The organism is Lysinibacillus sp. FSL M8-0355 (genome assembly GCF_038008985.1).
Classification (GTDB): Bacteria; Bacillota; Bacilli; order Bacillales_A; family Planococcaceae; genus Lysinibacillus; species Lysinibacillus fusiformis_D.
This window is the reverse complement of sequence record NZ_JBBPAI010000001.1, coordinates 4,208,665-4,233,717: the sequence shown is the minus strand read 5'-3', so window position 1 is coordinate 4,233,717 and position 25,053 is coordinate 4,208,665. Positions and strand designations below refer to the sequence as shown.

Genomic DNA, 25,053 nt, shown 5'->3' with positions numbered 1-25,053 from the left:
TTTGAACAATTCATTGTACTGCTTTTTTTATGATAGTTTGGCAATAATGCCTTCCTCGTCGTCTAAAACAAGCTCAATCCCAGTTGAGAATGGGTCACTATGTAGAACATCTTTAATCCAAACACGTAATGCACCAATCATAGCTGCTGTATTAAGCACTTCGATTTGACCGTTTACTTCAACCTCTGCACCAAAGCCAGCGTCATCTTCGTAAGTCAATTCGACAAGAACTGCCTCGGGACGAATGTTTTTATAATAAGCTTGAGATAAACAAATAGCATTAATAATATCTTGTTCGTTGATTATTTGTGCCATTGTGCTTCCTCTTTGCGCTTCTTCTCTTTAAACATATTCATAATCTTAACCACAAGCATCACGATAACGGCAATTGCAGCTACATTAATGAGTAGACCTAAAATATTGCCAAGAATCCCCATGCCACTAAATAGACTGCCGAATAATAAACCAGCTAGACCACCAAGCATTAAGCCTTTCATTAGACCGCCAGAGAAAAAGCCACCTTTTTTAGTAGTATCTACTTTATTAGTAGAGGATGAGTTGTTTTTATTTGTTGTTGCATTATTTTGATCTTTAGAAGTATCCTTAGATTTTTGGATATTCGAGCTATTATTGTTGTTGTTGTTAGTGAAGCCTTTTTTACCTGATTTATAGGATTTAGCTTCTGCCGTTGGCGTATCCGAAATGAATAATGTTGCACCAACAGTCGAAAATATCAGTGTCGCTGCAAAAAGAGCGGCAAGAATTTTTTTCATTACTTACATTCCTCCAATATAATTTTGAATTTGGTCATAAACTAGTTCTTATATAGTAATATTACATGAACTATATTAAAAAATAAAACAAACGCCTTCAATAATTGAGCTATATTATCAAATTTGAACAAGTAGTGACAAATGCCATGATTGTGAAAATTCTGCAATAGAAAGGAGTGAAACGATGCTACTAACTTTAACACTTTTCACCACATTATTTCTCGTGTTGTACTTAACAGAAAAAAGGCGCTTTCTCAATGCGGTAGCACTAGGTTTAATAGGGATATATATGATAAGAGCGTTCATTATGCACTATCCATTATTGCTGCCAAATGATCAGGGGATTATTTCAGAAATGGGGATATTTATTATATTGGGAAGCTTTCCAAGCATTATGTTTATTTTATCAATCGCAATGTTTTTCAATAGTAAAGTATTATTAGAGAAGGAAGGGCGTAAAGTACGTAATTTAATGTTAGCCATTCTCGGACTAAGTTTTGTTATTATGATGATATGGTATGTTTTCGTCATTTTTATCCAAATAGAAAATATACTTTGGCATATTCTTTTCTTCTATGCGTTTTTGGTTTTTGGCTATACAATGTTTTTATACACAAGTGTCCTTGCCTATGCAATACTGTATCATTTTACACCCATACGCTATGAACCAAATTATATTATTGTATTGGGCTCAGGGTTAATTGGGGATAAAGTGCCCCCACTTTTAGCAAGTCGTTTAGATGAGGCAGTAAAGCAGTATAAAAAGTATGGGGAGAGAGCTTTTATTATTGTCTCTGGTGGTCAAGGCAATGACGAAAAGCTAACCGAGGCATATGCCATGAAACAATACTTAATAGATGTACATCATCTTCCCACTGACAAGATATTGCTCGAAGATCAATCGACCAATACAGAACAAAATATGGTCTTTTCCAAAAAAATAATGGACCATCATGCGCAGGGAGAAAAATATCGTTCGCTATTTGTGACCAATAATTTCCATGTATTTCGTGCAAGTATTTATGCTAAGAAAGCAAAGCTAGATGCAGAAGGAATTGGCTCAAAGACAGCCTTTTACTATGTTCCCAATGCATTTACACGAGAATTTATAGGCTTATTAGATATGTATAAATGGGCCCATATTACAGTTTTTTTAATCATTACGCTATTCGTTGGCTTATTATTGAGAGCATATGTGTAACCAAATTTCAACTGTCTTCCATATAATAGTGGCAAGGCAGTTTTTTTACATAGTGTGCAAGGGAGGAAAATAATGTACGAGCAAATGTTAGCCAAGCGAAATAAAGAAAGAATTGATTCCCTACAAAATCTGACACAGTCAGAAAATACATGGTTTGCTCAAAATATAAAATTACTTACATTCACGGAAGTTACCCTAACAGCCTTGCAAAAAATATTGTATCAAATAGTGCGAGGGCTATTGAAAGAACAGCAACAACGGCATTTACAAATTATCCATTCAGAACAATCTCAGTCCATACAGGAGAATGTTTTAACATTGTTAGCGGAATATGACGATGTCTTGCGTGATGCCATTCCCGAATCTATCTATATCCTTGTTTGGCAAATTTCTTCGTTAGAAAAGCTAGCAAGCCGTATAGCAGTAGTTGATGATGTACTTGATATTGTGGAGTGGTACTTCCGTCATCAAGATGAACAGCTCCCTATTTTAGATGAAGAGGATTTAGATCATGAAGTCATTATTGATTTATATAAAGAAGCAGTTGAAGAACAAGACGCAGATGCACAATATCAATTGGGAGAATACTACAACGCTAGAGAAGGTGAACATTTTCAACCTGAAAAATCATTGAAATGGTTTGAATTAGCAGCGCTTCAGAATCATGCAGATGCTCAATACGTACTAGGGAATTTTTACTTTGAGGGGATTGGTGTGGAAGAAAATGATTCCCTTGCTTTTTCATACTATGAAAAAGCAGCTTTACAGGGGCATGCGGATGCCGCCAATAATTTAGCGGATATGTATTTCAATGGGGAGGGCGTACCGCAAGATTTTATATTAGCAAAACAATGGTTCGACTATGCTGCTGAAAAAAATGTGGCAGAGGCGATGTTTACGTTAGGAATTATATACGAGCAGGGACTGGGTGTCGAAGCAGATGTAGAAGCAGCCTTTAATGCCTACAAAAAATCAGCAGAGCTAGGTTATGTCGAAGCGCAATATCGGCTTGGTGGAATATATTTAGAGGGACGCTTGGGTCAAACAAAGGAGGTAAACCGCGGCCTCTTTTGGTATGAAAGAGCGGCTGAACAATATCATGTAGATGCCTTTTATGATTTGGGCTATATATGGAGTAATGGACTAACTGGTATACGCAATATCGAAAAAGGTATTCATTGGTTTAAACAGGCTGCAATTCAAGGAGACGCGGATGCTAAGCTACAACTAGGGCATATTTACAATAAAGGTGAAGGAATTGCTAGAAATCTGAAAGAAGCCATCAAGTGGTATGGCCTCGCAGCGGATGCTGGTGTTGCAGAAGCTTCTAAAATATTACAGGAACTTAAAGGATTGTAAATTTTGTGTGAAAAAATATAGTTTATTTGAATTATTTATTTGCCATACATTTATAAAACTTTTGATTTAAAACGGGCTGTGTTTTTAGGTATATAGATGCTCTTGTGGAGAGGGTAAAAAATATTGATATAGTGATATTTAAAGAAGATTAATAAAAAAGGATAAGAAAAATAAAAAAAATAGGCATAATAAACAAGAAAACGGGTAAAAAAGCTACCAAATAATATTGTGGTAGCTTTTTTCTTATGCATTACCATTAATTTTAAGATAGGGACTTTTGGTGTGGTATATGTAAAAAAACGGAATCGATAAGATTGACAGCAATTTATAAAATGATTAATGTAAATGAGTGATTTTGAAATAAAGCATACGTAAATAAGTCTACTGTTAGTCATGTACTGACTAGGTCTGCTTGCTGAGCGGGAATATTTTTTATGTGATTGTACAAAGAGGTACTCGACATGCTTTTGGAGGAAGTGTGCCAGACAGAAAGAGTATTAGCCCATAGCATAATAGCTAATCTGTTTTTATCGGTATTTTTTCTTGTATCAATCAATATGTTAAAAAAGGGATTTGGTGTTTCTCAGCCTGCTGAAAGTAAACGGAATGAAAGAGGGAAGATGTGTGATTTTTCAAAAACAGAGAAAGACGAAGGTATTGGATTTACAGCAATATACAGTAAAAATGGATTTGTCTACTCGCCAATCAATGGTGAAACAAATTGAAATGCTGAATCTAACGAAGCAAGACTTACAATATTTAAAAGCTTTCCAGCCATATGTTATGGACAATGTAGATCACATCGTAAACCGTTTTTACAACATGATAGGAACAGAGCATCATTTGGTAGATATTATAAGTCATCATAGTTCTGTAGACAGACTTAAAGTAACGCTACGGCAGCATATTATTGAAATGTTTAACGGAACCATTGATGAGGTGTATTACCAAAGACGAGTAAAAATTGCAAAGGTACATGTTCATATTGGGCTTAGAACCCAATGGTATATTTGCGCATTCCAAGATTTATCCATATCATTTATTGATTTAGTCGAAAAAAATATAGAGCACCCCCAAGATCAATTTAATACGATCAGGGCCATATCGAAAATTTGTAATTTCGAGCAGCAGCTGGTTTTGGAGGCTTTTGAAAACACTGTAGAACAAATGAAAGAAAAAATGATGCATGAGAAAGAAGCTATTGAACGACAAATTGTTGATTCTTCCGAAGCACTTGCCACAATTTCTCAGGAAACAAATAATTCATTTTGCTGCTTAAGCAAGCAATCTGACGAAATTAAACAATTGGCTAAAAAATCACTTGATGTCTCAACACTGGCTGAAAATCAAGCACTTGAAGGTCGTGAACGTTTAAAAAATCAATCACAAAATATGCTTAATATTATTCATTCACTTCATGATATAGAAGAAAATATTGAACAATTATCGGATATGTCTAGGGAAATGGAGATAATCATGAATGTTGTTACTAATATTGCTAATCAAACCAATCTGTTGGCATTGAATGCTGCAATTGAAGCGGCGCGTGCTGGAGAAGCGGGCAAAGGCTTTAGTGTAGTGGCTGATGAGGTGCGTAAATTATCTATTCAAACGAAGGATTCGGTTACTTCGGTGGCATTGTTATTGAAAAAAACGAGTGAACGGACAGAGAAATTAGAGCATTCTCTGGCAAATATTCAAGATGAAGTAGCGTCAGGTGAGGAAAACATGTTACAAACTGAAGGTCAATTTACAAGCATATTGGGAGCCATGACAGAAGCAAAGGATCAAAACGACTGTATGGCAACGAAAATACAAGCAATCGTCGGGATATTAAACGAGTTAGGGACATCATTTACAGAAGTAACGAATTCAGCAGAAAACTTAGCGAGCTTTTCCCAAAATCTAAAAGGATAGACTACTAAATTAACGTTTATGTTTCCGTATTTTTTAAACATATTAAACACTATAGTACCTATAAATATGTGTATTTTTTGTAAACCTTGAAATGGAAATTCCATATGATTAAGCTAGAGCTATCTCACAGATGAGGTAGCTCTATTTTTGCTAAATTTGTAAAGGGTTTAACGTAATTTTCAATGAAAATAAGTTTATACTGTAGGAAGAACTAAAAATAGGGGCGGTTACTATGAAAACAGTTGTTGTATTAGGTGGCGGTATTACAGGATTATGCACAATGCATTATTTACAACGTCAAGTGAAGGAAAATAATGTAGATGTGCGTCTAGTGCTTGTAGAAAAAAATACATATTTAGGGGGCAAATTATATTCAACACATGAGCAAGGTTTTATTATGGAAACAGGTGCTGACTCGATTGTAGCTCGTCATAAAGGTGTTATGGAGCTTGTACAGGAGCTTGATTTTGAGGAGAATCTAGTTTACAACGAAACAGGTATTTCCTATATTTATACGAATAATGAATTACATGCCATTCCGGCAGATTCTACTTTTGGAATACCAATGAGTTTGGCATCCTTGGAGCAAAGCACATTGATTACAGAGCAAGGTAAACAAGATGCATTAAAAGATTTGACTTTACCAAACAAAGACTTCACAAAGGAAAGTTCAATTGGAGAGTTTTTAACCTATTATTTAGGGGAAGAGCTTGTGAAAAATCAAATTGCACCCGTTCTTGCAGGTGTTTATTCAGGGGATTTACACCAGCTTTCGATTGCCTCTACTTTACCGTACTTGATTGACTATAAGAACGAGTATGGAAGTATCATAAAAGGCTTTGATGCGAATCGTGAGCAATTTGCTAAAGCAGCCAATAAAAAGTTTATATCGTTCAAAAACGGTTTATCTTCTCTAATTGATCGTCTCGAACAAACATTAACTGATGTAGAGATCATCAAGGGTGTCGCAACTGTCAATGTTCAAAAGCAAGAAAACCACTATTCAATTGCCTTAGCTAATGGTGAAAGCATCGAGACAGATTATGTCGTTTTAGCACTGCCGAATGAGGCTGTTCAAGGCCTACTACAGGATGAATCATTAAACCGTTATTTTGACCAATTTACGACAGCTTCAGCAATTACGATCTATTTAGGTTTTGATGTACCAGACTCTAGATTGCCAGCAGATGGAACGGGCTATATTGTCTCACATAATTCTGACGTTACATGTAATGCTGCAACTTGGACAAGTCGTAAATGGAGGCATACATCAAGAGATCATAAATTACTTGTGCGACTCTTTTATAAAAGCATCAATCCAGCATATGAGCAACTCCGTGCCATGTCTGACGAAGAATTAGCAGCGGTTGCTTTAGAGGATGTGCGCAAGAGCCTAGGAATAGAGGAACAGCCAACAGTTATTAATGTCACAAAATGGATTGATCAAATGCCAAAATATGATCTAGCTCACCGTGAAGCATTACAAGGTTTAGTTCAAGAATTACAAGAAAACTATCCTAATCTATCCATCGCAGGTTGTTCATACTTTGGGGTAGGGATTGGTGCTTGTATTCAAAATGGGAAAAAAATCGGTGAGGAGCTTGCAAAGGAACTAGCCAATTTCTAAGCTTTTAAGTGAAAAATATCTTTGTTATGTGAAATAGTCTTGACTCATTCGTCAGTAAACGATATGATTCTTTTAATTATTTAAAAAATTCATACTACATTCTTATCAAGAGAAGCAGAGGGACTGGCCCATTGAAGCTTCAGCAACCAACTTTTTTGTCAGGTGCTAAATCCAGAAGACCATTGAGTCGAAGATGAGAAGGAAAAAACAATGATGAGTCATTAAAGCCTTCTTTTTTTTATAAAAGAAGGCTTTTTATTATACAGAGATATAGGAAGAGAGGCTAGTTTAATGAGATTGCTTGAAAGGTTAAAAACGCATGTATTGACGGCAGATGGCGCAATAGGCACAGTACTTTATGGCTATGGTTTGGAGTATTGTCATGAGGAAATGAATGTACAGAAACCTGAGTTAATTGAAAAGATTCATAGAGAATATATTGCAGCTGGTGCTGATATCATCCAAACGAATACGTATGGTGCAAATGCCATTAAATTAGCTCGCTATGGATTAGAATCGCGTGTCCAACAATTTAATGAAGCAGCGATTACAATCGCAAAGCGAGCTGCGGCAGATGGAGGTCAGTTTGTCTTAGGGACAATTGGTGGTATTCGTGGTATTCGTAAAAGTGATGCAACGTTAGATGAAATCTTAGCAACTATTGAGGAGCAAGCGAGTGTTTTACTTGCTGGGAATCCAGACGGCCTTTTACTCGAAACCTATTATGATTTTGAAGAATTAACAGCTACCTTAAAGATGCTACGGACAAAGACAAAATTACCGATTATTGCGCAAGTTTCCATGCACGAACCTGGTGTTTTACAAAACGGTATGTCTTTAAATAACGCCCTGCATGAGCTAGAAAAACTTGGTGCGGATATTGTGGGTGTCAATTGTCGTTTAGGTCCACACCATACCATTCAGGCGTTTGAAGGTGTAGAACTTCCTGATAAGGCATTTATGTCGGCTTATCCGAATGCTTCACTCCTTGACTTAGAAGATGGTCGTGTCGTTTATGAGTCAGAAGCTGAATATTTTGGTCGAGCGGCTGTGGAATTACGTGATCAAGGGGTACGCTTAATTGGAGGCTGTTGTGGTACGACACCGAAGCATATAGCAGCAGCGAAGAAGTATTTAGAAGAGTTATCACCAGTTCATGAAAAGTATGCCAAACCCGAGAAGATTCAAATTGTTCGTGAAGCAGAGCCAACGAAGTATGAACCTCTTCATGAAAAAGTAAAGCGCGAACGCTCTGTCATTGTAGAGCTAGATACACCTAGACATCTGGAAATTGATGGTTTTCTGGAAGGGGCAAAACAATTGTATGATGCAGGAGCAGATGTCGTCATGATGGCAGACAATTCTCTGGCTTCTCCACGTATTAGCAATATTGCTATGGGTGCATTGTTGAAGAGTACTAATGGTGTACGTCCTCTAACACATATTACATGCCGAGATCGTAATTTAATCGGTCTGCAATCACATTTAATGGGGTTAAATGCATTAGGAATTCATGATGTGTTAGCTGTTACTGGTGATCCAACAAAAGTTGGGGACTTCCCAGGTGCCACAAGTGTTTATGATGTCTCATCAATGGAGCTGATCCAATTAATTAAGCAGTTAAATCAAGGTATTTCCTTCTCAGGTAAACCACTTCGTAAAAAAGCAAATTTTTCAGTAGCTGCTGCATTTAATCCAAATGTCCGTGTATTAGATCGTGCTGTGGCACGCTTAGAGAAGAAAATTGAGTATGGAGCAGACTACTTTATTTCACAGCCAGTATATACGAAGGAAAAAATTGTGGAAATTTATGAGGCAACCAAGCATTTACAAGCACCTATTTATATTGGTATTATGCCCGTTACAAGTTATAAAAGTGCTGAATTCTTACATCATGAGGTGCCAGGCATAAAATTATCTGAAGATGCCTTAGCAAGAATGAAGGCCTGTGGTGAAGATAAAGAACGTGCAACATTTGAGGGGATTGCCATTGCGAAGGAATTAGTAGAGGTGGCTGCGCAGTATTTCAATGGCATTTACCTTATCACTCCATTTTTACGTTATGATATGACATTAGAGTTGATGAAATATATTGAGCAATTGGATGAACAGAAAAAAGGGGTAAGTATACATGGCTAAGCACTTGATTGAAAAGCAACTAGAGAAACGTATTTTAATTCTTGATGGCGCAATGGGAACAATGCTACAAAACGAAAACTTATCCGCTGAGGATTTTGGCGGGGAGGAGCTTGATGGCTGTAATGAAAATCTTGTGCTGACTAGACCTGATGTAATTAAGGAAATTCACCATAAATACTTAGAGGCAGGCGCAGATATTATTTGTACGAATACTTTTGGCGGGACGCCTCTTGTGTTAAATGAATATGATCTTGGCGCAAAAGCGGAAGAAATTAATAAACGTGCCGTCGAAATTGCTCGTCAAGCAGTGGATAACTTTTCAACATCAGATTGGCCACGCTTTGTTGCTGGCGCAATGGGTCCAACAACAAAAACATTATCCGTAACTGGCGGTATTACATTTGATGAGCTAGAGGAAAACTTTTATGTACAGGCGAAGGCGTTAATTGAGGCAGGAGCAGACGTCCTTTTACTAGAAACTAGTCAGGATATGTTAAACGTAAAAGCAGGTACTCTAGGTGTAGCACGTGCTTTCGCGGCAACTGGCAAAGAACTACCCGTCATGATTTCAGGAACAATTGAACCGATGGGTACAACACTCGCAGGGCAAACGATTGATGCTTTTTATATTTCTATTGAACATATTAAACCACTATCCGTTGGCTTAAACTGTGCGACTGGACCAGAGTTTATGACGGATCATATTCGTTCATTAGCAGAGCTTTCCACAGGCTATATTAGCTGTTATCCGAATGCAGGCTTACCGGATGAAGAAGGTTGCTATCATGAATCACCAGAATCTTTATCACAAAAATTAAAAGGCTTTGCAGAAAAGGGCTGGCTTAATATTGTAGGTGGATGTTGTGGGACGACTCCAGCTCATATCACAGCTATCCGTGAGGTTTTAAAAGATGAAAAACCACGCCAAATACCAGAGAAAACACATGGTCATGCGGTATCAGGAATCGAACCATTATTGTATGACGGTTCTATGCGTCCATTATTTATTGGTGAAAGAACGAATGTTATAGGCTCTCGTAAATTTAAGAATTTAATCATTGATGGGAAGTTTGAAGAAGCTGGAGAAATTGCACGTGCGCAAGTAAAAAATGGTGCACACGTTATTGATATTTGTTTAGCCAACCCTGATCGTGATGAATTAGCTGATATGCGTGGTTTTATGCAGGAGGTTGTGAAAAAGGTTAAGGTTCCTCTTGTAATCGACTCGACAGATGAAAAGGTCATTGAGGAAGCATTAAAATTTTCTCAAGGAAAAGCCATCATTAACTCTATAAATCTAGAAGATGGTGAAGAACGATTTGATGCAGTAATGCCACTCGTAAAGAAGTATGGAGCCTCATTGGTAGTTGGAACCATTGATGAAATAGGAATGGCCGTTGATCGTCATCGCAAGCTTGAAATTGCCGAACGTTCCTATAAATTACTAACTGAAAAATGGGGACTTGCACCGGAGGATATCATTTTCGACCCGTTGATGTTCCCTGTAGGGACTGGTGATGAGCAGTATATTGGATCGGCTCTAGAAACAATTGAAGGAATTCGACTAATCAAAGAAAAGATGCCACAGACATTAACTGTACTGGGTGTAAGTAATATTTCATTTGGCTTACCACCAGTTGGCCGTGAAGTACTGAATGCTGTGTATCTTTATCATTGTACACAGGCCGGCTTAGATTATGCCATTGTCAATACAGAGAAACTAGAGCGTTATGCATCCATTCCAGAGGCAGAAATTAAACTTGCAAATGACTTACTGTTTAATACGAATGATGAAACATTAGCAGTATTCACAGACTTTTATCGTGATAAAAAGAAAGAAAAAACCGAAGCGGATATACCAAAAACGGTTGAAGGTCGTTTAGCTTATTATATTTTAGAAGGTACAAAAGAAGGGCTGATTGAGGATTTAGATGCTGCACGCGAAATCTTTGAGGCGCCACTTGATATTATTAATGGTCCTTTAATGGCTGGTATGGCTGAGGTAGGTCGATTGTTTAATGATAACCAACTCATTGTAGCGGAGGTTTTACAATCAGCAGGCGTGATGAAGGCTGCTGTTGCCCATTTAGAGCAATTCATGGAAAAGGATGAAGAGAGTGCTGGAAAAGGGAAAATGGTTTTGGCTACCGTTAAAGGAGATGTGCACGATATTGGGAAAAACCTTGTTGATATTATTTTAAGTAATAATGGCTATAAGGTTGTCGATTTAGGCATTAAAGTAACACCAGCACAATTGATTGAAGCGATTCGCAAGGAAAAACCAGATTTTATCGGGCTATCAGGCTTACTGGTAAAATCAGCGCAACAGATGGTCATTACTGCTCAGGATTTCAAAGAGGCTGGCATTGATGTACCGATTTTAGTTGGTGGAGCTGCACTTTCTCGACGCTTTACAGAAACAAAAATTGCAGATGAATACAATGGTCCAGTTATTTATTCAAAGGATGCTATGCAGGGATTAGAGCAAGCAAATCTATTAATGGGTAAGGAAACGCGTGCGAATTTCTTAGCTGAAATCCAGGAATCTCGTCAAAAACGTCTAGAGGCAGATGTAAAAAGAGCTGCACGTCCAGCTAAAGAGATAACAATAAAGCCAGTACGTACTGTAAAGGGAGCGTCAGTATTTTTACCAGCTGATTTACGTCGTCATGTGAAGAAAGACTATGCAGTATCGCATTTATATCCATACGTCAATATGCGTACATTGCTGGGACATCATTTAGGCTTGAAAGGGCAGGTTCAGCAATTGCTAGATGCCGGTGATTCACGAGCAACAGAGCTAAAGGATTTAGTAGATGATTATTTAAAAAGTGATTTATTAAAGCCTTCAGGTTTATATCAATTTTTCCCTGCTCAAGCGGATGGGGATGATGTCGTTGTTTATGATCCTGCCGATAGTAAAACAGAAATTGAACGTTTTACTTTCCCGCGCCAGCAAGTAGAACCATTTTTATGTCTTGCCGATTTCTTAAAAACGGTAGAGAGTGGAGAAATGGATTATATTGCGCTCATGGTGGTAACAGCAGGGCAAGGGGTTATGGCAACAGCTCGTCAGTTAAAAGATTCTGGCAAATTCCTTGAAAGCCATGCACTGCAATCGACTGCACTAGAATTAGCAGAGGGCTTTGCTGAACGTATGCATCAAGAAATACGTGACCAATGGGGCTTCCCAGATGCCACTGATTTTACAATGAGAGATCGTTTTGCAGCTAAATATCAAGGGCAACGTTTTTCTTTCGGTTATCCTGCGTGCCCTAACTTGGAGGATCAGGAAAAACTATTCGGCTTATTAAAGCCTGAGGATATTGGCGTTCACCTTACAGAAGGTTTTATGATGGAGCCTGAAGCATCTGTTTCAGCGATTGTTTTTGCTCATCCCGATGCTCGCTACTTCAATGTTTAAGGCGTAAAATAGGAGGATATAGATAGTCAATGAATTGACTATCTATATCCATTCCATTGAATCATTGAAGAGTGTGAGGACAATTTCATTAAGGAAGTGAGCAGGATGATTCGATTCATGGAAGAAAAAGATATACCTGAGGTTTTAGACATCTATAATGATATTATTTTAACAAGTAAGGCTGTCTACCGATATGATATACAAACTTTAGATGAAAAAATGCGATGGTATAAGGAGCAGCAAGCATTCGGCAATCCACTGCTTGTATTTGTGGAAAATGGGATTGTTGCTGGCTTTGCTACTTATAGTCAATTCCGTCCTTACCCTGGTTATCAATATACAATGGAGCATTCCGTCTACGTGCATAATGAGCATTATCAAAAGGGAATTGCAACGAAGCTCATGCATAAGCTTATAGCGATTGCAGAGGAGCGGGGTGTCAAAACACTCGTTGCTGGCATTGATGGAGAAAACATTGCTAGCATTAAAGCACATGAAAAATTAGGTTTTGAATATGCAGGTACAATTAAAAATGCAGGCTATAAATTTGAACAATGGCTAGACCTTGTGTTCTATCAGTTGCATTTGAATGGACCAACATCATAAAAAGGATATGACAAATGTCATATCCTTTTTATGATGTTTGCGTCTGTTACTGACTTGTACTCTTGTTTTATGATGAGGTCATAAGAAAAAAAGAAACGAGGGAGTAAAGGATGGCAACTATTAAAGAAAAAACAAAAAAGTTACGCCAAGATGTAGCGCCATTTGCTAAATCTAATACGGGTAAAAGTGTTTTTCAAATGATAAATACACTTGTACCGTTAATTGCATTGTGGGTGGCTGGTTACTTATTAGTAGATGTTTCACCTTGGCTAACAGTTGGCTTAAGTGCCATTTCAGCGGGGTTTGTCGTACGAACTTTTATTATTTTTCACGATTGCACACACGGATCATTTTTCAAAAGTAAAAAAGCAAACGACTGGGTTGGATTTTTTACTGGAGTGCTAACATCATTCCCATATGAAAAATGGAAACGTGAACATACAATTCACCATGCAACAAGCTCAAACCTAGACAAGCGTGGTATTGGTGATATTGATATGATGACAGTGGAAGAATATATGCAAGCTTCAAAGGGACAACGATTATGGTATCGCTTTTATCGTAACCCATTCGTTATGTTTGGGTTAGGACCATTATATATGGTGCTTATCTTAAATCGTTTTAATCGTAAGGATGCAAGAAAGAAAGAACGCTTGAACACAATTTTAACGAATATCGTTATGGTCGGAATTTGTGCTGCTTTAATTTTCTTCATGGGCTGGCAAGCATTTTTATTAGTCCAAGGCGTTACCTTATTTATTGCTGGTTCTTTAGGAATTTGGCTGTTTTATATTCAGCACACATATGAAGATTCTTATTTTGAACATGAATCAGAATGGGATTATGTTAAAGCCGCAGTGGAAGGTAGCTCGTATTATAAATTGCCAAAGATTTTACAATGGGTTACAGGGAATATTGGTTTCCACCATGTCCATCACTTAGCTCCTCGAGTACCTAACTATAATCTTGAAAAAGCACATAATGAAACGCCGCCTTTACACATGGCAACAACGATTACGTTACGTACAAGTTTAGAATCATTACGTTACAAGTTATATGATGAAGATCAAGGCAAATTTGTATCGTTTAAAGAAGTAAATGAAATCATCAAACGCAAAGCAAGAGGCAGTATTGCCGCTTAGTTGAAAACAGCCATCTCTGCAAACGAGATGGCTGTTTTATGTAAAAGGATGGGTTTTGTCTAAAGCATGTGCAGGCATAAATTAAATTTTCTTGTTATAATAAGGGAAAAGTAGGAAAGAGCGTGAGATTATGTTGAGGAAATGGCATAGTATTATTCCGAATAGTCCAATGCTCAGTGTATATTTATGGATTATTTTTTGTTTCCTACCGTTTTTCTTCATTTTTAGGAAATCATCTTATATCGAAATCTCGATTGGCATTACGTTTTTAATGCTTTATTTTATTTTCTATCGATTTTCCATGAATTCGAAAAGCGGTTTAGTTTATATGTGGATCAGCTTTGAAATGGCCATCAATATTGTCATGACCATCTTATATGGCTATGTGTATCTATCTATTTTCACAGCATTTTTTATTGGCAACATACGAAGACCTGTCGGCTTTTATATTATGTACGGTCTACATATTGGGTTTACAGTTATATCTACCGGTGTCGGCTTCTTTGTGGAGCTTCACTTATTTTTATCGCAGCTACCTTTTGTTGTGCTAACCATTCTAGCTGTTGTTCTTTTACCATTAACGATTTATTCCAAAAATAAACGTGAAAACTTAGAGGGGCAGTTAGAAACAGCTAATGAACGTATTGCCGAGTTAATTGTTTTTGAGGAACGACAACGAATTGCTCGTGATTTGCATGATACTTTGGGGCAAAAATTGTCCATGATTGGCTTAAAAAGTGATCTAGCTTCTAGGTTGATTGAACGTGATCCACAGCAGGCTTTGATTGAGATTAAGGATATACGCCAGACGGCAAGCATTGCCTTAAAAGAGGTTCGTGAATTGGTGTCAGACATGCGGACGGCAAAATTTGAGGATGAGCTAATGCGTATTTCTCAAATACTAAAGGCAGCAGAAATGGAGTTTGTTTTTGAAGGAGATAAAAATGCATTGCAAGTTCCGCCACTTGTCGAAAATGTTTTATGCATGTGCCTAAAAGAGGCGGTTAATAATGTTGTCAAACATAGTGGAGCAACAAAATGTGAAATTGCTTTCCATCAAAACTTTAAGGAAGTTTACTTAATCGTTCGGGATAACGGACAAGGTATTACGAAAAAACAAGCATGGAAAACGGGGAACGGATTGAAGGGAATGCGGGAACGCTTAGAGTTTATTAATGGGTCCTTTAAGATTGAAAGTGTTGAGGGTACTACATTAACGGTAACTATACCAGTGGCTATTACGCATCAAAATGTCAAAGAAAATCTGAAGAACATATAGAATAGAAAAGAGGCTTGTGACATGATACGAATTGTGATCGCTGAAGATCAGGGGATGCTATTAGGGGCTCTTCGCTCTTTACTTAGTATGGAAGAGGATATGGAGGTCGTCGGCTTAGCAAAAAATGGTGAGGAAGCATTGACGCTGGTGGCAGAGCATCAGCCTGATATTTGTATTATGGATATTGAAATGCCAGTGAAAACGGGACTAGACGCAGCAGAAGAAATGCATAGTATTGGCTCAGATTGTAAGGTCATTATTTTAACTACATTTGCCAGACCAGGTTATTTCGAGCGTGCTAGGAAAGCGAGCGTAAGAGGCTATTTATTAAAGGATAGCCCTATTGAGGAATTAGTAAGTGGGATTCGTACAATAATGGACGGTAAACGTATTTATGCACCAGAGCTTGTTGATTTTGTCTATGAGGATGATAGTGAAAATCCTTTAACAGAGCGTGAAAGCCAGGTGCTGACACTTGTGGCAGAGGGCAAGACGACAAAGGAAATTGCGGCAGAGCTATTTTTATCTGCTGGAACGGTACGTAATTATATTTCAACCATTTTAGAAAAACTAAATGTTGGTAATCGTATTGAGGCCATTGCACGCTTTAAAGAAAAAGGATGGAACAAATAAAGAGAACCTTATCGCATGAGCGCGATAAGGTTCGTTTTTTTACTTTTTGCGTTTTGTTATACGTCCAAGAACGAATGCACCTGCTGCTACAGCAAGAACAGTATTCGTTTTTTTCGTAAACACTTGTTTTGTTACAAGGTTAAGGTTTTGAGGACGCTCAGCTAAACGGCGCATAAAGTAGCCGTACCAATCTTCACCGAATGGAACGTACACACAGAAGTTATAGCCTTCTTTTGCAAGCTCTTTTTGCATATCAGTGCGGAAACCGTATAGCATTTGGAATTCAAATTTATCAAGTGGAATATTATGATCTGCAACAAAGCGTTTTACGTGTGCGATGATATTATGATCATGTGTTGCAATTGACGTAAATTTGCCGTGTAGCAAGTGATATTCAATCAACTCAATAAAGTTTAAATCAATATCTAATTTATCTTGATAGGCGACTTCTACAGGCTCTTTATAAGCACCTTTTACAATACGTAAACGGTAGTCCTTGAATTTTTCGATATCGTCTTTTGCACGGTAAAAGTAGGATTGAATAACTGTACCAACATTATTAAATGTTTTAGATAACTCTTCTACCATATCAAAGGATGTTTGAAGACGGCCGTAGTCTTCCATATCAAAGTTAACAAATATATCATAAGAAGCGGCTTTTTCTACTATTTCATACAGGTTGTCATAACAAAAATCAACATCAATGTCTAAACCTAATTGAGATGGTTTTAATGAAATATGTGCAGCAACACCGTTCTCATGGATGGCTTCGATTACAGTAAGGATTTTTTCTTTTGCAGCCGTTGCTTCTTCTTTACTTGAAACAAATTCACCTAGGTTGTCTACCGTACAAGAAATATTATGTGCATTTAGTTCTTTGATGCTTGCAATTGTTTCTTCAATATTTGTACCAGCTACTACACTCTGTGCTCCTAATTTTAGGCCATATTTCTTTGCAGCACTATTTAATAGTTGGTTTTCAGATAACTGGATGAAAAAATCGCGTAATAACATGGTCATTCTCCTAACTGCATTTTCTTTTTAGTATAACATAAATGTTTTAAACTATATTCATTTCAGCTTAACAATTATTTCATATCAAGTATTTGCATACGTTCATTAAATAGCACAGGATAACTTAAAAAACCAATCATGATGCTGGATAATGTTGCTGTTGTTAAGAGCGCAAAGATGATTAAAAGTTGAAATTGGACAGCATGGATAGGGTCAGCCCCACCAATAATTTGCCCACTCATCATACCTGGTAGCTGTACTAAACCGATTGTTTTTTGGCTTTCTATCGTAGGAATCATACTAGCTTTTACGGCATTGATCAGTTGGCGATGAACGGCTTGTTTTGGCGTGCCACCTAGCGATAAAATTAATTCCATTTGATCTTTATGGCTACTAATTTCAGCTGTAAAACGATTTAAAAATAAAATGGACAGCACCATCGAATTGCCAATTAACATCCCACTAATCGGAATGATATACTGGGCAGTAGCTGGAACAATATGAAATCCTAGCAAGACACCTTGTGTAACAATTTCTATGACGACAAGTGTCAGTGCTATTTTCCAAGTAATTCCTTTAATACCCACCCCTTTTTTTCGTGCATTTAATGTTGCGACGACAATCATTAGCGCTACCATGAGAAGTATATAACCATAACTATTGGCGTCAAAAACAAATTTTAAAATATAGCCGACAGCAAGCAATTGAACAATGGAACGTAACGTTGCAATGAGCGTATCTTTTTCAAGACCCAACTTTAATGTTTTAGATAATATGAGAGGAATACAGACAAAGATTAGGGTTAAGGATAAGGCTGTAAATGTCATTGATTAACCCCCTGAACAAACGCTGCAACACGTGGATTCGTTGGGGCTTCAAGTAAAGCACTTTTACCAGTTTCAATTAACTCACCATCCATCATAACCCATGTATAGTGACCAATTGTCAATGCTTGTTGCAAATTATGTGTAATCCAAATTATCGTGACATTGTATTTTTTGTTAATAGTAGCAATCAATTTTTCAATTTCTTGTACGGATTGACGATCCAGCGCAGATGTAATTTCATCTAATAATAAAATAGAGGATTGATTGATCAGGGTTCGTGCAATGGATACCTTTTGACGTTGTCCACCAGACAATTCACTTGTTGATTGGTGTAAGAAGCTTTCGTTTAATCCAACATCCTCTAAATATTGGACAGCCTCCTGCTGCGAGAGTTTTTGCCCCTGTAGTGTACGGGGAAGGGCGAGATTATCTAGCACTGTACCTGCTATCATCGGAGCTGCCTGTAAAGCAATACCAACATGTCTCCTTAAAGCGGTGGGCTCATATGTAGAAATAGGCTGATTTTCAACGAGTATATGCCCGTTTGTTGGTGACAGAAGACCATTACATAATTTAAGTAGCGTTGTTTTACCAGCACCAGAAGGACCAACAAGAGTCGTAATTTGCCCTTTTGGAAATGACCCAGTAATTGACTTTAATATTATTTTGTCATTTACTGAAAAATGAACTTGTTGAAAGTGAATGGCAGGCTCATATAACGTATTCATTTATTGAAGCTCCTTTGTTATAGTCGGTAAAATAACTGTAGCATGAAATGACTGGAAGATGCAGTTTAAATAGTAGAAAGTAGGGGATTTGGAAATGCAAATATTGTATGTCGATACATTAACGTATACACAGGGGGATATGTATCTAGTGGCTTCAGATAAAGGTCTTGTCTATATAGGAACACCAAATGCATCATTTGAGGAAGTAGAAGTGTGGGCTAAAAAACCTTTTAAAGGGTATGGCTTTGAAGAAAATCCAGAAAAATTACAGCCATATAAGGCTCAATTAACCGCTTATTTTAACAAGGAGCTTACTGAGTTTGACCTACCTGTCCATGTAAAGGGAACTCCTTTTCAATTAGCCGTTTGGGAAGCCCTAAAAGAATTGCCTTATGGTACAACAACATCCTATGGTAATATCGCACAACGTATTGGTAATCCGAAAGCAGTTAGAGCTGTAGGAACTGCAATTGGTGCAAATCCAATACTAGCGATTATTCCATGCCATCGAGTCATTGGCAAAAATGGTCAATTAACAGGCTTCCGAAGTGGCCTCGCTATGAAACAGTTTTTACTTGAGTTAGAGCAAGTTTAAATTAAGTGAAGGTTGATGAAGGGGTTTGAGCAATGGGAAGAGCGTTTCGAGCAAAAAAATGGAAATAATTACCTAACTAAAAAAGAAAAATCTGCCCCCATCATCTAGAGATACAGGAGCAGATTTTTCCACTAGCTATACATGTTGTTCTTCTTGGACATTGCTTTGTGATTTACCGAAATGTGTTAAGCGATGAGCAAAGGTTTCTCCTCGTACAGCAGAGCTTTTGAAAATGTCTTGGAATTCGTAAGCAGGAGCGCCATGCTCCATTACATCTAAACCAGCAATCTCTTCTTCAACTGTTACACGTAATGGGATAAATGCTTTGATAATCAATAAGCCTGCTGACACAGATACGCTAACCCAGGCAACTGTTGCGATGACACCGATTGCTTGAATCCCCAGTAGACCAAAACCACCGCCATACAATAAACCTTGACCACCAATGTCAAATAAACCAACTGCCAATGTTCCCCAAATACCACAAATACCGTGAACCGCAATCGCTCCAACAGGATCATCTACTTTTAGCTTCCATTCAAGGAAACGTACACCTTCTACAAGTAATGGCGCGGCGATTAAGCCGATGATGAGGGAGCCCATGATACTGACATTCGCAGCACCAGCCGTAATCCCTACAAGCCCGGCTAATGCACCGTTTAATGTAAGGGAGCCATCAATATGACCGTAACGGAATTTCGTATAGAAAGCGGTAGCAACTACACCAGCAGCTGCTGCAAAGAATGTATTGGAAATAACACTAGGAACAAGTTCAGGATCGGCAGCTAACGTTGAAGCTCCATTAAAGCCGAACCAACCAAACCAAAGTAAAAATACGCCTAAAGCTCCTAATGGAATACTGTGTCCTGTAATTACATTTACTCGACCATTTTCATATTTACCAAGTCGAGGTCCAACCATAACAGCTGCGACAAATGCTGCGACAGCCCCCGTTAAGTGAACAACTGTAGAGCCGGCAAAATCAACAAAGCCTAGATCTGTTAACCAGCCTTGCCCACTCCATACCCAGTGACCAACAACAGGATAAACAACTAAAGACATAAGTATAATGACTCCGATATAAGCAAAAATATTAGTACGTTCTGCGACAGCGCCAGACAAAATCGTTGCTCCAGTTGCAGCAAACATTGTTTGGAAGATAAAGAAGGAAAGATCATCTACTCCTTTTAAAGCAAAGCCGCTAGTGCCGAAAATACCACCTACTGTGTCGCCGAACATAATGGCGTAACCACATAAAAAATAGACAATGCCACCAAGGGAAATCGTTAGGAAATTCTTCATGATGATATTGACGGCATTTTTCGAGCGGGTAAATCCAGCCTCGACCATAGCAAAACCAGCGTGCATAAAGAATACTAAAATAGTGCCAAGCATCACCCAAATTAAATTAACCGATAATAATACTGCATCCATCTACAACTTCCCCCTTTACTCTACTGCAATCGATCCGACTTCTTTTGTTCGGATACGAATTGCTTGTTCTACTGGATAAATGAAAATCTTTCCGTCCCCGACCTTGCCAGTTGCTGCTTCACGCAATAAAATCTCTACGATGGCATCGATTTTCCCATCGTCCACAATCATTTCCAATTTCAATTTAGGTAAAAATTCAATTTCATACGTATTGCCGCGAAAGAGTCCTGTTCTACCTAACTGACGACCACAGCCGGCAATTTCAGAGACGCTTAAACCTGCAATTCCTTCCTTTGCAAGTCCGTCCCGAACGGCCCCAAAAACTTCAGGACGAATGATTGCTTCAATTTTTTTCATGTGTACCAGCTCCTTGCGTAAATTTAATTTACATGTTAAAGCGGAATGAAAATCAATGCAATTGTTTTTTTAGAATTCGTGTTACATTACCTTACATCTGATAATTCTATTCTCGAAATAGTTTGCAGAAAATGTTTTTATAAAAGGAATGAAAGCGGTACTAAAAAATGTGTCTAAAATGTGAACAGTTCTAAATTTTCTGACTATTTATGTTAGAAAACCTAACATCAAATAGAAGATATGTAAAACGCAAGAATTTGGGTATATAGTGTATACTAGGACTAATTATCAAAGCGGAAGAAGGGGTTTCTTTTGAGATCAAACTATGCAGATGATAGCTTAGCGCTACACACAGACTTATATCAAATTAATATGGCAGAATCCTACTGGGCGGATGGCATACATAATAAAAAAGCAGTTTTTGAATTATATTTTAGAAAATTACCTTTTGGTAATGGCTATGCCATATTTGCTGGGTTAGAGCGAATGCTTGATTATCTACGTGATTTTCATTTTAGCGAATCCGATATTACCTATTTACGTGAGGAAGTGGGCTACAAGGAGGACTTTATCGAGTACTTGAAAAATATTCGATTCACAGGGGATATGTATTCTATGGTAGAAGGGGAGCTTGTTTTTGCCAATGAACCGATTGTTCGAATTGAAGCTCCATTAGTAGAAGCGCAGCTTATTGAAACGGCATTGCTTAATATTGTTAATTACCAAACATTAATTGCCACAAAGGCAAGCCGTATTAAACAAATTACTAAAAATGAAGTGGCGATGGAATTTGGGACAAGGCGTGCACAGGAAATGGATGCTGCTATTTGGGGAACGCGGGCAGCGTTTATTGGTGGTTTTGCTTCCACAAGTAATGTTCGAGCAGGTAAACTTTTTAAGATTCCTGTCTCTGGTACACATGCCCATGCGTTAGTACAAGCTTATAAAAATGATTATGATGCATTCCATGCTTATGCTAAACGTCATCGTGATTGCGTTTTTTTAGTAGATACTTACAATACATTGAAATCAGGTGTGCCAACTGCTATTAAAGTAGCTAAAGAGCTAGGAGACAAAATTAACTTTATTGGCATACGTTTAGATAGCGGTGATATCGCGTTTTTATCAAAAGAAGCTCGTCGTATGTTGGATGCTGCAGGCTTCCAGGATGCCAAAATCATTGTCTCGAATGATTTAGATGAATACACAATCTTAAATTTAAAATCTCAAGGTGCAAAAGTAGATGTTTGGGGAATTGGTACAAAGCTTATTACAGCTTATGATCAGCCTGCGTTAGGTGCAGTTTATAAAATGGTTGCCATCGAAAATAGTGAAGGGCAACTTGAAGATACAATCAAAATCTCGGCCAATGCAGAAAAGGTTTCCACGCCAGGACTAAAAAATGTCTATCGTATTATCGATAAAAAAAATGGAAAGGCAGAGGGCGATTATATTACGATGCAAGAAGAAAACCCTCAAGCTGAGGAACGCATAAAAATGTTCCATCCAATCCATACGTTTGTATCAAAGTTTGTCACAAATTTTGAAGCAAAAAATTTACATCAGCATGTTATTAAAAACGGAGCAATAAATTATCAAAATCCTACATTAGAGGAAATGCGTGATTATGCTACGGAAAATTTAGAATTGTTATGGGATGAATATAAGCGTGCGATGAATCCTGAAGAGTATCCAGTCGATCTCAGCCAAAAATGCTGGGATAATAAAATGCGTAATATTGAAGAAGTGCACAATATGGTTAAGCAAATGTAAATAAGAGGAGTGACGGGTACAATGACTTTACAACAACAAATTATTGAAGAATTACGTGTATTGCCTACTATTAATGTACAGGAAGAAATACGTAAATCCATTGATTTTTTAAAGGAATATGCACAACACTATAGCTTTGTAAAAGGATTCGTTCTTGGTATTTCTGGTGGTCAAGATTCGACGTTAACAGGAAAACTAGCACAGTTGGCAATTGATGAACTAAATGCAGAGGCTGGGGAAATGAAGTATTCTTTTTTGGCTGTACGTTTACCATATGGCGTGCAGGCTGATGAACAAGATTGTCAGGATGCCATTGATTATATAAAACCAACGAAAATTTACACTGTGAATATAAAAAATGCTGTAGATGCTAGTGTGTTGGCTTTAGCAAATGCAGGCGTTGAGCTGAATGATTTTGTGAAAGGGAATGAAAAAGCTCGTGAGCGTATGAAGGTGCAATATTCAATTGCCGCGATGAATGGGGCAGTTGTGTTAGGAACGGATCATGCTGCGGAGGCTATTACGGGGTTTTATACAAAATTTGGTGATGGTGGAGCGGACTTAATGCCGATTTTTCGTCTAAATAAACGACAAGGTAAGCAACTGTTAGCAGAACTTAAATGTCCTGAGCATCTTTATAAAAAGGTGCCAACAGCGGATTTAGAGGAGAATCGTCCATCATTGCCAGACGAAGTGGCACTTGGTGTATCATATGATCAAATTGATGATTATTTAGAGGGAAAAGAAATTCCTGAAGAACCACGCCGAATCTTAGAAGGATATTATTTGCGTTCTCAACATAAACGTCATATGCCAATTACGATATTTGATGATTTTTGGAAGTAAGATGAGTGAAAAGAGTTATGAAAAAGTGAACTTCGCTTTTGAAAATAGCTCTTTTCTCTCTTTTTTTATGCCATTTGGTTCTATGTTGTTAATTATCAGCATATAATGTCGATATAATTACCTATAAGGATAATAAAATGTAGGGGAGGGTAACTTTTTATGAGGACTTCTAGAGTGAGTGCAACGACAAGCAGTGTTTTTCGGCAAGAAAATCAGTATTTGCATGCTGGGGATATTAGCCATAACTTTGGGCAAAATCCACAAAAACTATTTAAAAATAGTTTGCAAAAAAATAAAGAGAAGAAGCACAGTTCAATAAATGCACCAAATCAACAGCAGCAACATCAACATACAGCGCCTATTCATATGGATAGTGCTAGTGATTTACAAATTCGTCGGGAATTAAATGAAACTGCGTTAAAGCTAAGCCGTTTAAGCAAACAAAAGAAGCGACTCAATAGTTACCGTTCTTCCATATAAATAACGAGCTCTCCACATTCATAGTGTGGGGAGTTTTTATATAAGAGTGGAAAAAGAATTGCTCTAAATTCAAAATATTTGAAGTGAAGATGTTCATTGAATGTTCAAGATAATTTTTCCAATTTTTCACTCCGATTTTTAACTAATTTCACAACTAATCTGTAATGTAGAGTATAGCAACAGAAAACTAAATTTGGAGGAAATAGTTGTGAAAAAATTATGGTTACCTGCACTAATATTATTATTTGTACTTGCAGCATGTGGCAGTGAAAAAGCCCAAGTGAAAGAGAAGGAAACGGAGCAAGAGGCTACGAAAAATGAAACAGCAACATTGAAAGAAAATTCTGTCCAGGTTGCTTCGCTAGTAGACCCACGGTTACAAGAGCCAAAGGAAGATACAGTTTGTGAAATGTGTAATATGAAGGTTTACATGAAAGATCACGAGATGGGAGTATTTTCAACACAAGCTATAAAAGAAGATGGGTCCATTGCTTTTTATGACGATATTGGCTGTTTGTTAAATGCGGAGGTTGCCAATGAAGAAAAAAATGAAAAATTTGTCCGTGATTTTGTGACAAAGGATTGGGCAAAGGTTGAAGATGTAACTATTGTGAAAACAGAGTTAAAATCTCCAATGAACTGGGGCTATATTTATTTTGTGAACAAGGCTGAGGCAGATAAATATATCCAAGAAAATTCGAATGCTTACGTTGAAGATCTTCAAAAAATTAAAGATGATGCATTGGAGAGACGTAAGAAGAAAATGATGCAAAAAAAGGCTGAGGAAGAAAATGGCGAATCTGGTTCCATGCATTCGAATGAAATGAATCATGAACAAGAGGGACACAGTCATTAAAGCGTTAGACTAGGGGGCATTCCTCTAGTCTTTTCATGCTGAA

22 protein-coding genes and 1 riboswitch are annotated in these 25,053 nt (G+C 37.6%); of the genes, 15 read left to right on the top strand and 7 right to left on the bottom strand.

Annotated features, from left to right (window positions below):
• Positions 1-27: 27 nt before the first annotated feature.
• Both MKY46_RS20685 and MKY46_RS20680 read right to left on the bottom strand, forming a co-directional pair.
• Complete coding sequence (locus MKY46_RS20685) at positions 28-315, bottom strand: DUF2653 family protein (protein ID WP_036124608.1); 288 nt, start codon at positions 313-315, stop codon at positions 28-30.
• Entirely contained in the window at positions 303-773 is a 471-nt protein-coding gene (locus MKY46_RS20680) for a hypothetical protein (RefSeq protein WP_036124606.1), read from the bottom strand. The genes MKY46_RS20685 and MKY46_RS20680 overlap by 13 nt, the downstream gene beginning before the upstream one ends.
• 184 nt (positions 774-957) lie before the next feature.
• Between MKY46_RS20680 and MKY46_RS20675 the strand changes: the two genes are divergently transcribed.
• The 10 genes from MKY46_RS20675 to MKY46_RS20630 all read left to right on the top strand — a co-directional run bounded on the left by MKY46_RS20675 (position 958) and on the right by MKY46_RS20630 (position 16,100).
• Positions 958-1,974 (top strand): YdcF family protein, encoded by a 1,017-nt coding sequence (locus MKY46_RS20675; protein ID WP_036124604.1) that lies wholly within the window; start codon positions 958-960, stop codon positions 1,972-1,974.
• A 72-nt stretch (positions 1,975-2,046) separates the two neighbouring features.
• Positions 2,047-3,333, top strand: coding sequence for an SEL1-like repeat protein (locus tag MKY46_RS20670; protein ID WP_036124602.1), 1,287 nt, complete (start codon positions 2,047-2,049; stop codon positions 3,331-3,333).
• A 624-nt stretch (positions 3,334-3,957) separates the two neighbouring features.
• Positions 3,958-5,250: a globin-coupled sensor protein gene (locus MKY46_RS20665; protein WP_340835285.1), complete on the top strand. Its 1,293-nt coding sequence runs from the start codon at positions 3,958-3,960 to the stop codon at positions 5,248-5,250.
• A gap of 232 nt (positions 5,251-5,482) precedes the next feature.
• A complete protein-coding gene (locus MKY46_RS20660) occupies positions 5,483-6,877 on the top strand; it encodes a protoporphyrinogen oxidase (RefSeq protein WP_058843593.1) in 1,395 nt (464 codons plus the stop codon).
• A gap of 99 nt (positions 6,878-6,976) precedes the next feature.
• Positions 6,977-7,077: riboswitch (SAM riboswitch) on the top strand.
• A gap of 91 nt (positions 7,078-7,168) precedes the next feature.
• On the top strand, positions 7,169-9,016 hold the full coding sequence (locus MKY46_RS20655) for a bifunctional homocysteine S-methyltransferase/methylenetetrahydrofolate reductase (RefSeq protein ID WP_340835284.1): 1,848 nt from the start codon (positions 7,169-7,171) through the stop codon (positions 9,014-9,016).
• Positions 9,009-12,440 (top strand): methionine synthase, encoded by a 3,432-nt coding sequence (gene metH / locus MKY46_RS20650; protein WP_340835282.1) that lies wholly within the window; start codon positions 9,009-9,011, stop codon positions 12,438-12,440. The genes MKY46_RS20655 and metH overlap by 8 nt, the downstream gene beginning before the upstream one ends.
• Positions 12,441-12,545: 105 nt before the next feature.
• A complete protein-coding gene (locus tag MKY46_RS20645) occupies positions 12,546-13,046 on the top strand; it encodes a GNAT family N-acetyltransferase (RefSeq protein ID WP_036124592.1) in 501 nt (166 codons plus the stop codon).
• Positions 13,047-13,156: 110 nt separating this feature from the next.
• Positions 13,157-14,188 carry a fatty acid desaturase gene (locus tag MKY46_RS20640; protein ID WP_036124589.1) on the top strand — a complete coding sequence of 344 codons (1,032 nt, stop codon included), beginning with the start codon at positions 13,157-13,159 and terminating at the stop codon, positions 14,186-14,188.
• Positions 14,189-14,318: 130 nt separating this feature from the next.
• Entirely contained in the window at positions 14,319-15,467 is a 1,149-nt protein-coding gene (locus MKY46_RS20635) for a sensor histidine kinase (RefSeq protein WP_419185187.1), read from the top strand.
• A 21-nt stretch (positions 15,468-15,488) separates the two neighbouring features.
• Positions 15,489-16,100, top strand: a complete 612-nt coding sequence (locus MKY46_RS20630) for a response regulator transcription factor (protein WP_036124587.1) — start codon at positions 15,489-15,491, stop codon at positions 16,098-16,100.
• 39 nt (positions 16,101-16,139) lie between these two features.
• On the opposite strand, the gene MKY46_RS20625 is transcribed toward MKY46_RS20630, so the two are convergent.
• From MKY46_RS20625 to MKY46_RS20615, 3 genes are all read right to left on the bottom strand, one after another.
• Positions 16,140-17,114, bottom strand: coding sequence for a proline dehydrogenase family protein (locus MKY46_RS20625; protein WP_036124585.1), 975 nt, complete (start codon positions 17,112-17,114; stop codon positions 16,140-16,142).
• 74 nt (positions 17,115-17,188) lie between these two features.
• The gene (locus MKY46_RS20620; RefSeq protein WP_089934273.1) at positions 17,189-17,941 is read right to left on the bottom strand and encodes an ABC transporter permease; all 753 of its coding nucleotides are present in this window, start codon (positions 17,939-17,941) and stop codon (positions 17,189-17,191) included.
• Entirely contained in the window at positions 17,938-18,669 is a 732-nt protein-coding gene (locus tag MKY46_RS20615) for an ABC transporter ATP-binding protein (RefSeq protein WP_340835279.1), read from the bottom strand. The genes MKY46_RS20620 and MKY46_RS20615 overlap by 4 nt, the downstream gene beginning before the upstream one ends.
• Before the next feature lie 94 nt (positions 18,670-18,763).
• On the opposite strand from MKY46_RS20615, the gene MKY46_RS20610 reads away from it, so the two are divergent.
• Entirely contained in the window at positions 18,764-19,264 is a 501-nt protein-coding gene (locus tag MKY46_RS20610; protein WP_036124579.1) for a methylated-DNA--[protein]-cysteine S-methyltransferase, read from the top strand.
• Between the two features lie 135 nt (positions 19,265-19,399).
• Here MKY46_RS20610 and MKY46_RS20605 read toward each other — a convergent pair whose 3' ends face one another.
• On the bottom strand, positions 19,400-20,698 hold the full coding sequence (locus tag MKY46_RS20605) for an ammonium transporter (RefSeq protein WP_036124576.1): 1,299 nt from the start codon (positions 20,696-20,698) through the stop codon (positions 19,400-19,402).
• 15 nt (positions 20,699-20,713) lie between these two features.
• Positions 20,714-21,055 carry a P-II family nitrogen regulator gene (locus tag MKY46_RS20600; protein WP_036124574.1) on the bottom strand — a complete coding sequence of 114 codons (342 nt, stop codon included), beginning with the start codon at positions 21,053-21,055 and terminating at the stop codon, positions 20,714-20,716.
• 312 nt (positions 21,056-21,367) lie between these two features.
• Here MKY46_RS20600 and MKY46_RS20595 point away from each other — a divergent pair, with 312 nt between their 5' ends.
• The 4 genes from MKY46_RS20595 (at position 21,368) to MKY46_RS20580 (ending at position 25,010) form a co-directional block, all read left to right on the top strand.
• The gene (locus MKY46_RS20595; protein ID WP_340835277.1) at positions 21,368-22,828 is read left to right on the top strand and encodes a nicotinate phosphoribosyltransferase; all 1,461 of its coding nucleotides are present in this window, start codon (positions 21,368-21,370) and stop codon (positions 22,826-22,828) included.
• A gap of 21 nt (positions 22,829-22,849) precedes the next feature.
• Positions 22,850-23,674, top strand: coding sequence for an ammonia-dependent NAD(+) synthetase (gene nadE, locus MKY46_RS20590; protein ID WP_271911045.1), 825 nt, complete (start codon positions 22,850-22,852; stop codon positions 23,672-23,674).
• Between the two features lie 159 nt (positions 23,675-23,833).
• Positions 23,834-24,154 (top strand): hypothetical protein, encoded by a 321-nt coding sequence (locus tag MKY46_RS20585; protein ID WP_058845195.1) that lies wholly within the window; start codon positions 23,834-23,836, stop codon positions 24,152-24,154.
• 208 nt (positions 24,155-24,362) lie between these two features.
• Positions 24,363-25,010 carry a hypothetical protein gene (locus MKY46_RS20580; protein ID WP_340835275.1) on the top strand — a complete coding sequence of 216 codons (648 nt, stop codon included), beginning with the start codon at positions 24,363-24,365 and terminating at the stop codon, positions 25,008-25,010.
• Positions 25,011-25,053: the final 43 nt, after the last annotated feature.

Coding starts and splice junctions, on each gene's coding strand:
- MKY46_RS20685 (WP_036124608.1), bottom strand. CDS start 315: ATGGCACAAATAATCAACGAACAAGATATTATTAATGCTATTTGTTTA.
- MKY46_RS20680 (WP_036124606.1), bottom strand. CDS start 773: ATGAAAAAAATTCTTGCCGCTCTTTTTGCAGCGACACTGATATTTTCG.
- MKY46_RS20675 (WP_036124604.1), top strand. CDS start 958: ATGCTACTAACTTTAACACTTTTCACCACATTATTTCTCGTGTTGTAC.
- MKY46_RS20670 (WP_036124602.1), top strand. CDS start 2,047: ATGTACGAGCAAATGTTAGCCAAGCGAAATAAAGAAAGAATTGATTCC.
- MKY46_RS20660 (WP_058843593.1), top strand. CDS start 5,483: ATGAAAACAGTTGTTGTATTAGGTGGCGGTATTACAGGATTATGCACA.
- MKY46_RS20655 (WP_340835284.1), top strand. CDS start 7,169: ATGAGATTGCTTGAAAGGTTAAAAACGCATGTATTGACGGCAGATGGC.
- metH (WP_340835282.1), top strand. CDS start 9,009: ATGGCTAAGCACTTGATTGAAAAGCAACTAGAGAAACGTATTTTAATT.
- MKY46_RS20645 (WP_036124592.1), top strand. CDS start 12,546: ATGATTCGATTCATGGAAGAAAAAGATATACCTGAGGTTTTAGACATC.
- MKY46_RS20640 (WP_036124589.1), top strand. CDS start 13,157: ATGGCAACTATTAAAGAAAAAACAAAAAAGTTACGCCAAGATGTAGCG.
- MKY46_RS20635 (WP_419185187.1), top strand. CDS start 14,319: ATGTTGAGGAAATGGCATAGTATTATTCCGAATAGTCCAATGCTCAGT.
- MKY46_RS20630 (WP_036124587.1), top strand. CDS start 15,489: ATGATACGAATTGTGATCGCTGAAGATCAGGGGATGCTATTAGGGGCT.
- MKY46_RS20625 (WP_036124585.1), bottom strand. CDS start 17,114: ATGTTATTACGCGATTTTTTCATCCAGTTATCTGAAAACCAACTATTA.
- MKY46_RS20620 (WP_089934273.1), bottom strand. CDS start 17,941: ATGACATTTACAGCCTTATCCTTAACCCTAATCTTTGTCTGTATTCCT.
- MKY46_RS20615 (WP_340835279.1), bottom strand. CDS start 18,669: ATGAATACGTTATATGAGCCTGCCATTCACTTTCAACAAGTTCATTTT.
- MKY46_RS20610 (WP_036124579.1), top strand. CDS start 18,764: ATGCAAATATTGTATGTCGATACATTAACGTATACACAGGGGGATATG.
- MKY46_RS20605 (WP_036124576.1), bottom strand. CDS start 20,698: ATGGATGCAGTATTATTATCGGTTAATTTAATTTGGGTGATGCTTGGC.
- MKY46_RS20600 (WP_036124574.1), bottom strand. CDS start 21,055: ATGAAAAAAATTGAAGCAATCATTCGTCCTGAAGTTTTTGGGGCCGTT.
- nadE (WP_271911045.1), top strand. CDS start 22,850: ATGACTTTACAACAACAAATTATTGAAGAATTACGTGTATTGCCTACT.
- MKY46_RS20585 (WP_058845195.1), top strand. CDS start 23,834: ATGAGGACTTCTAGAGTGAGTGCAACGACAAGCAGTGTTTTTCGGCAA.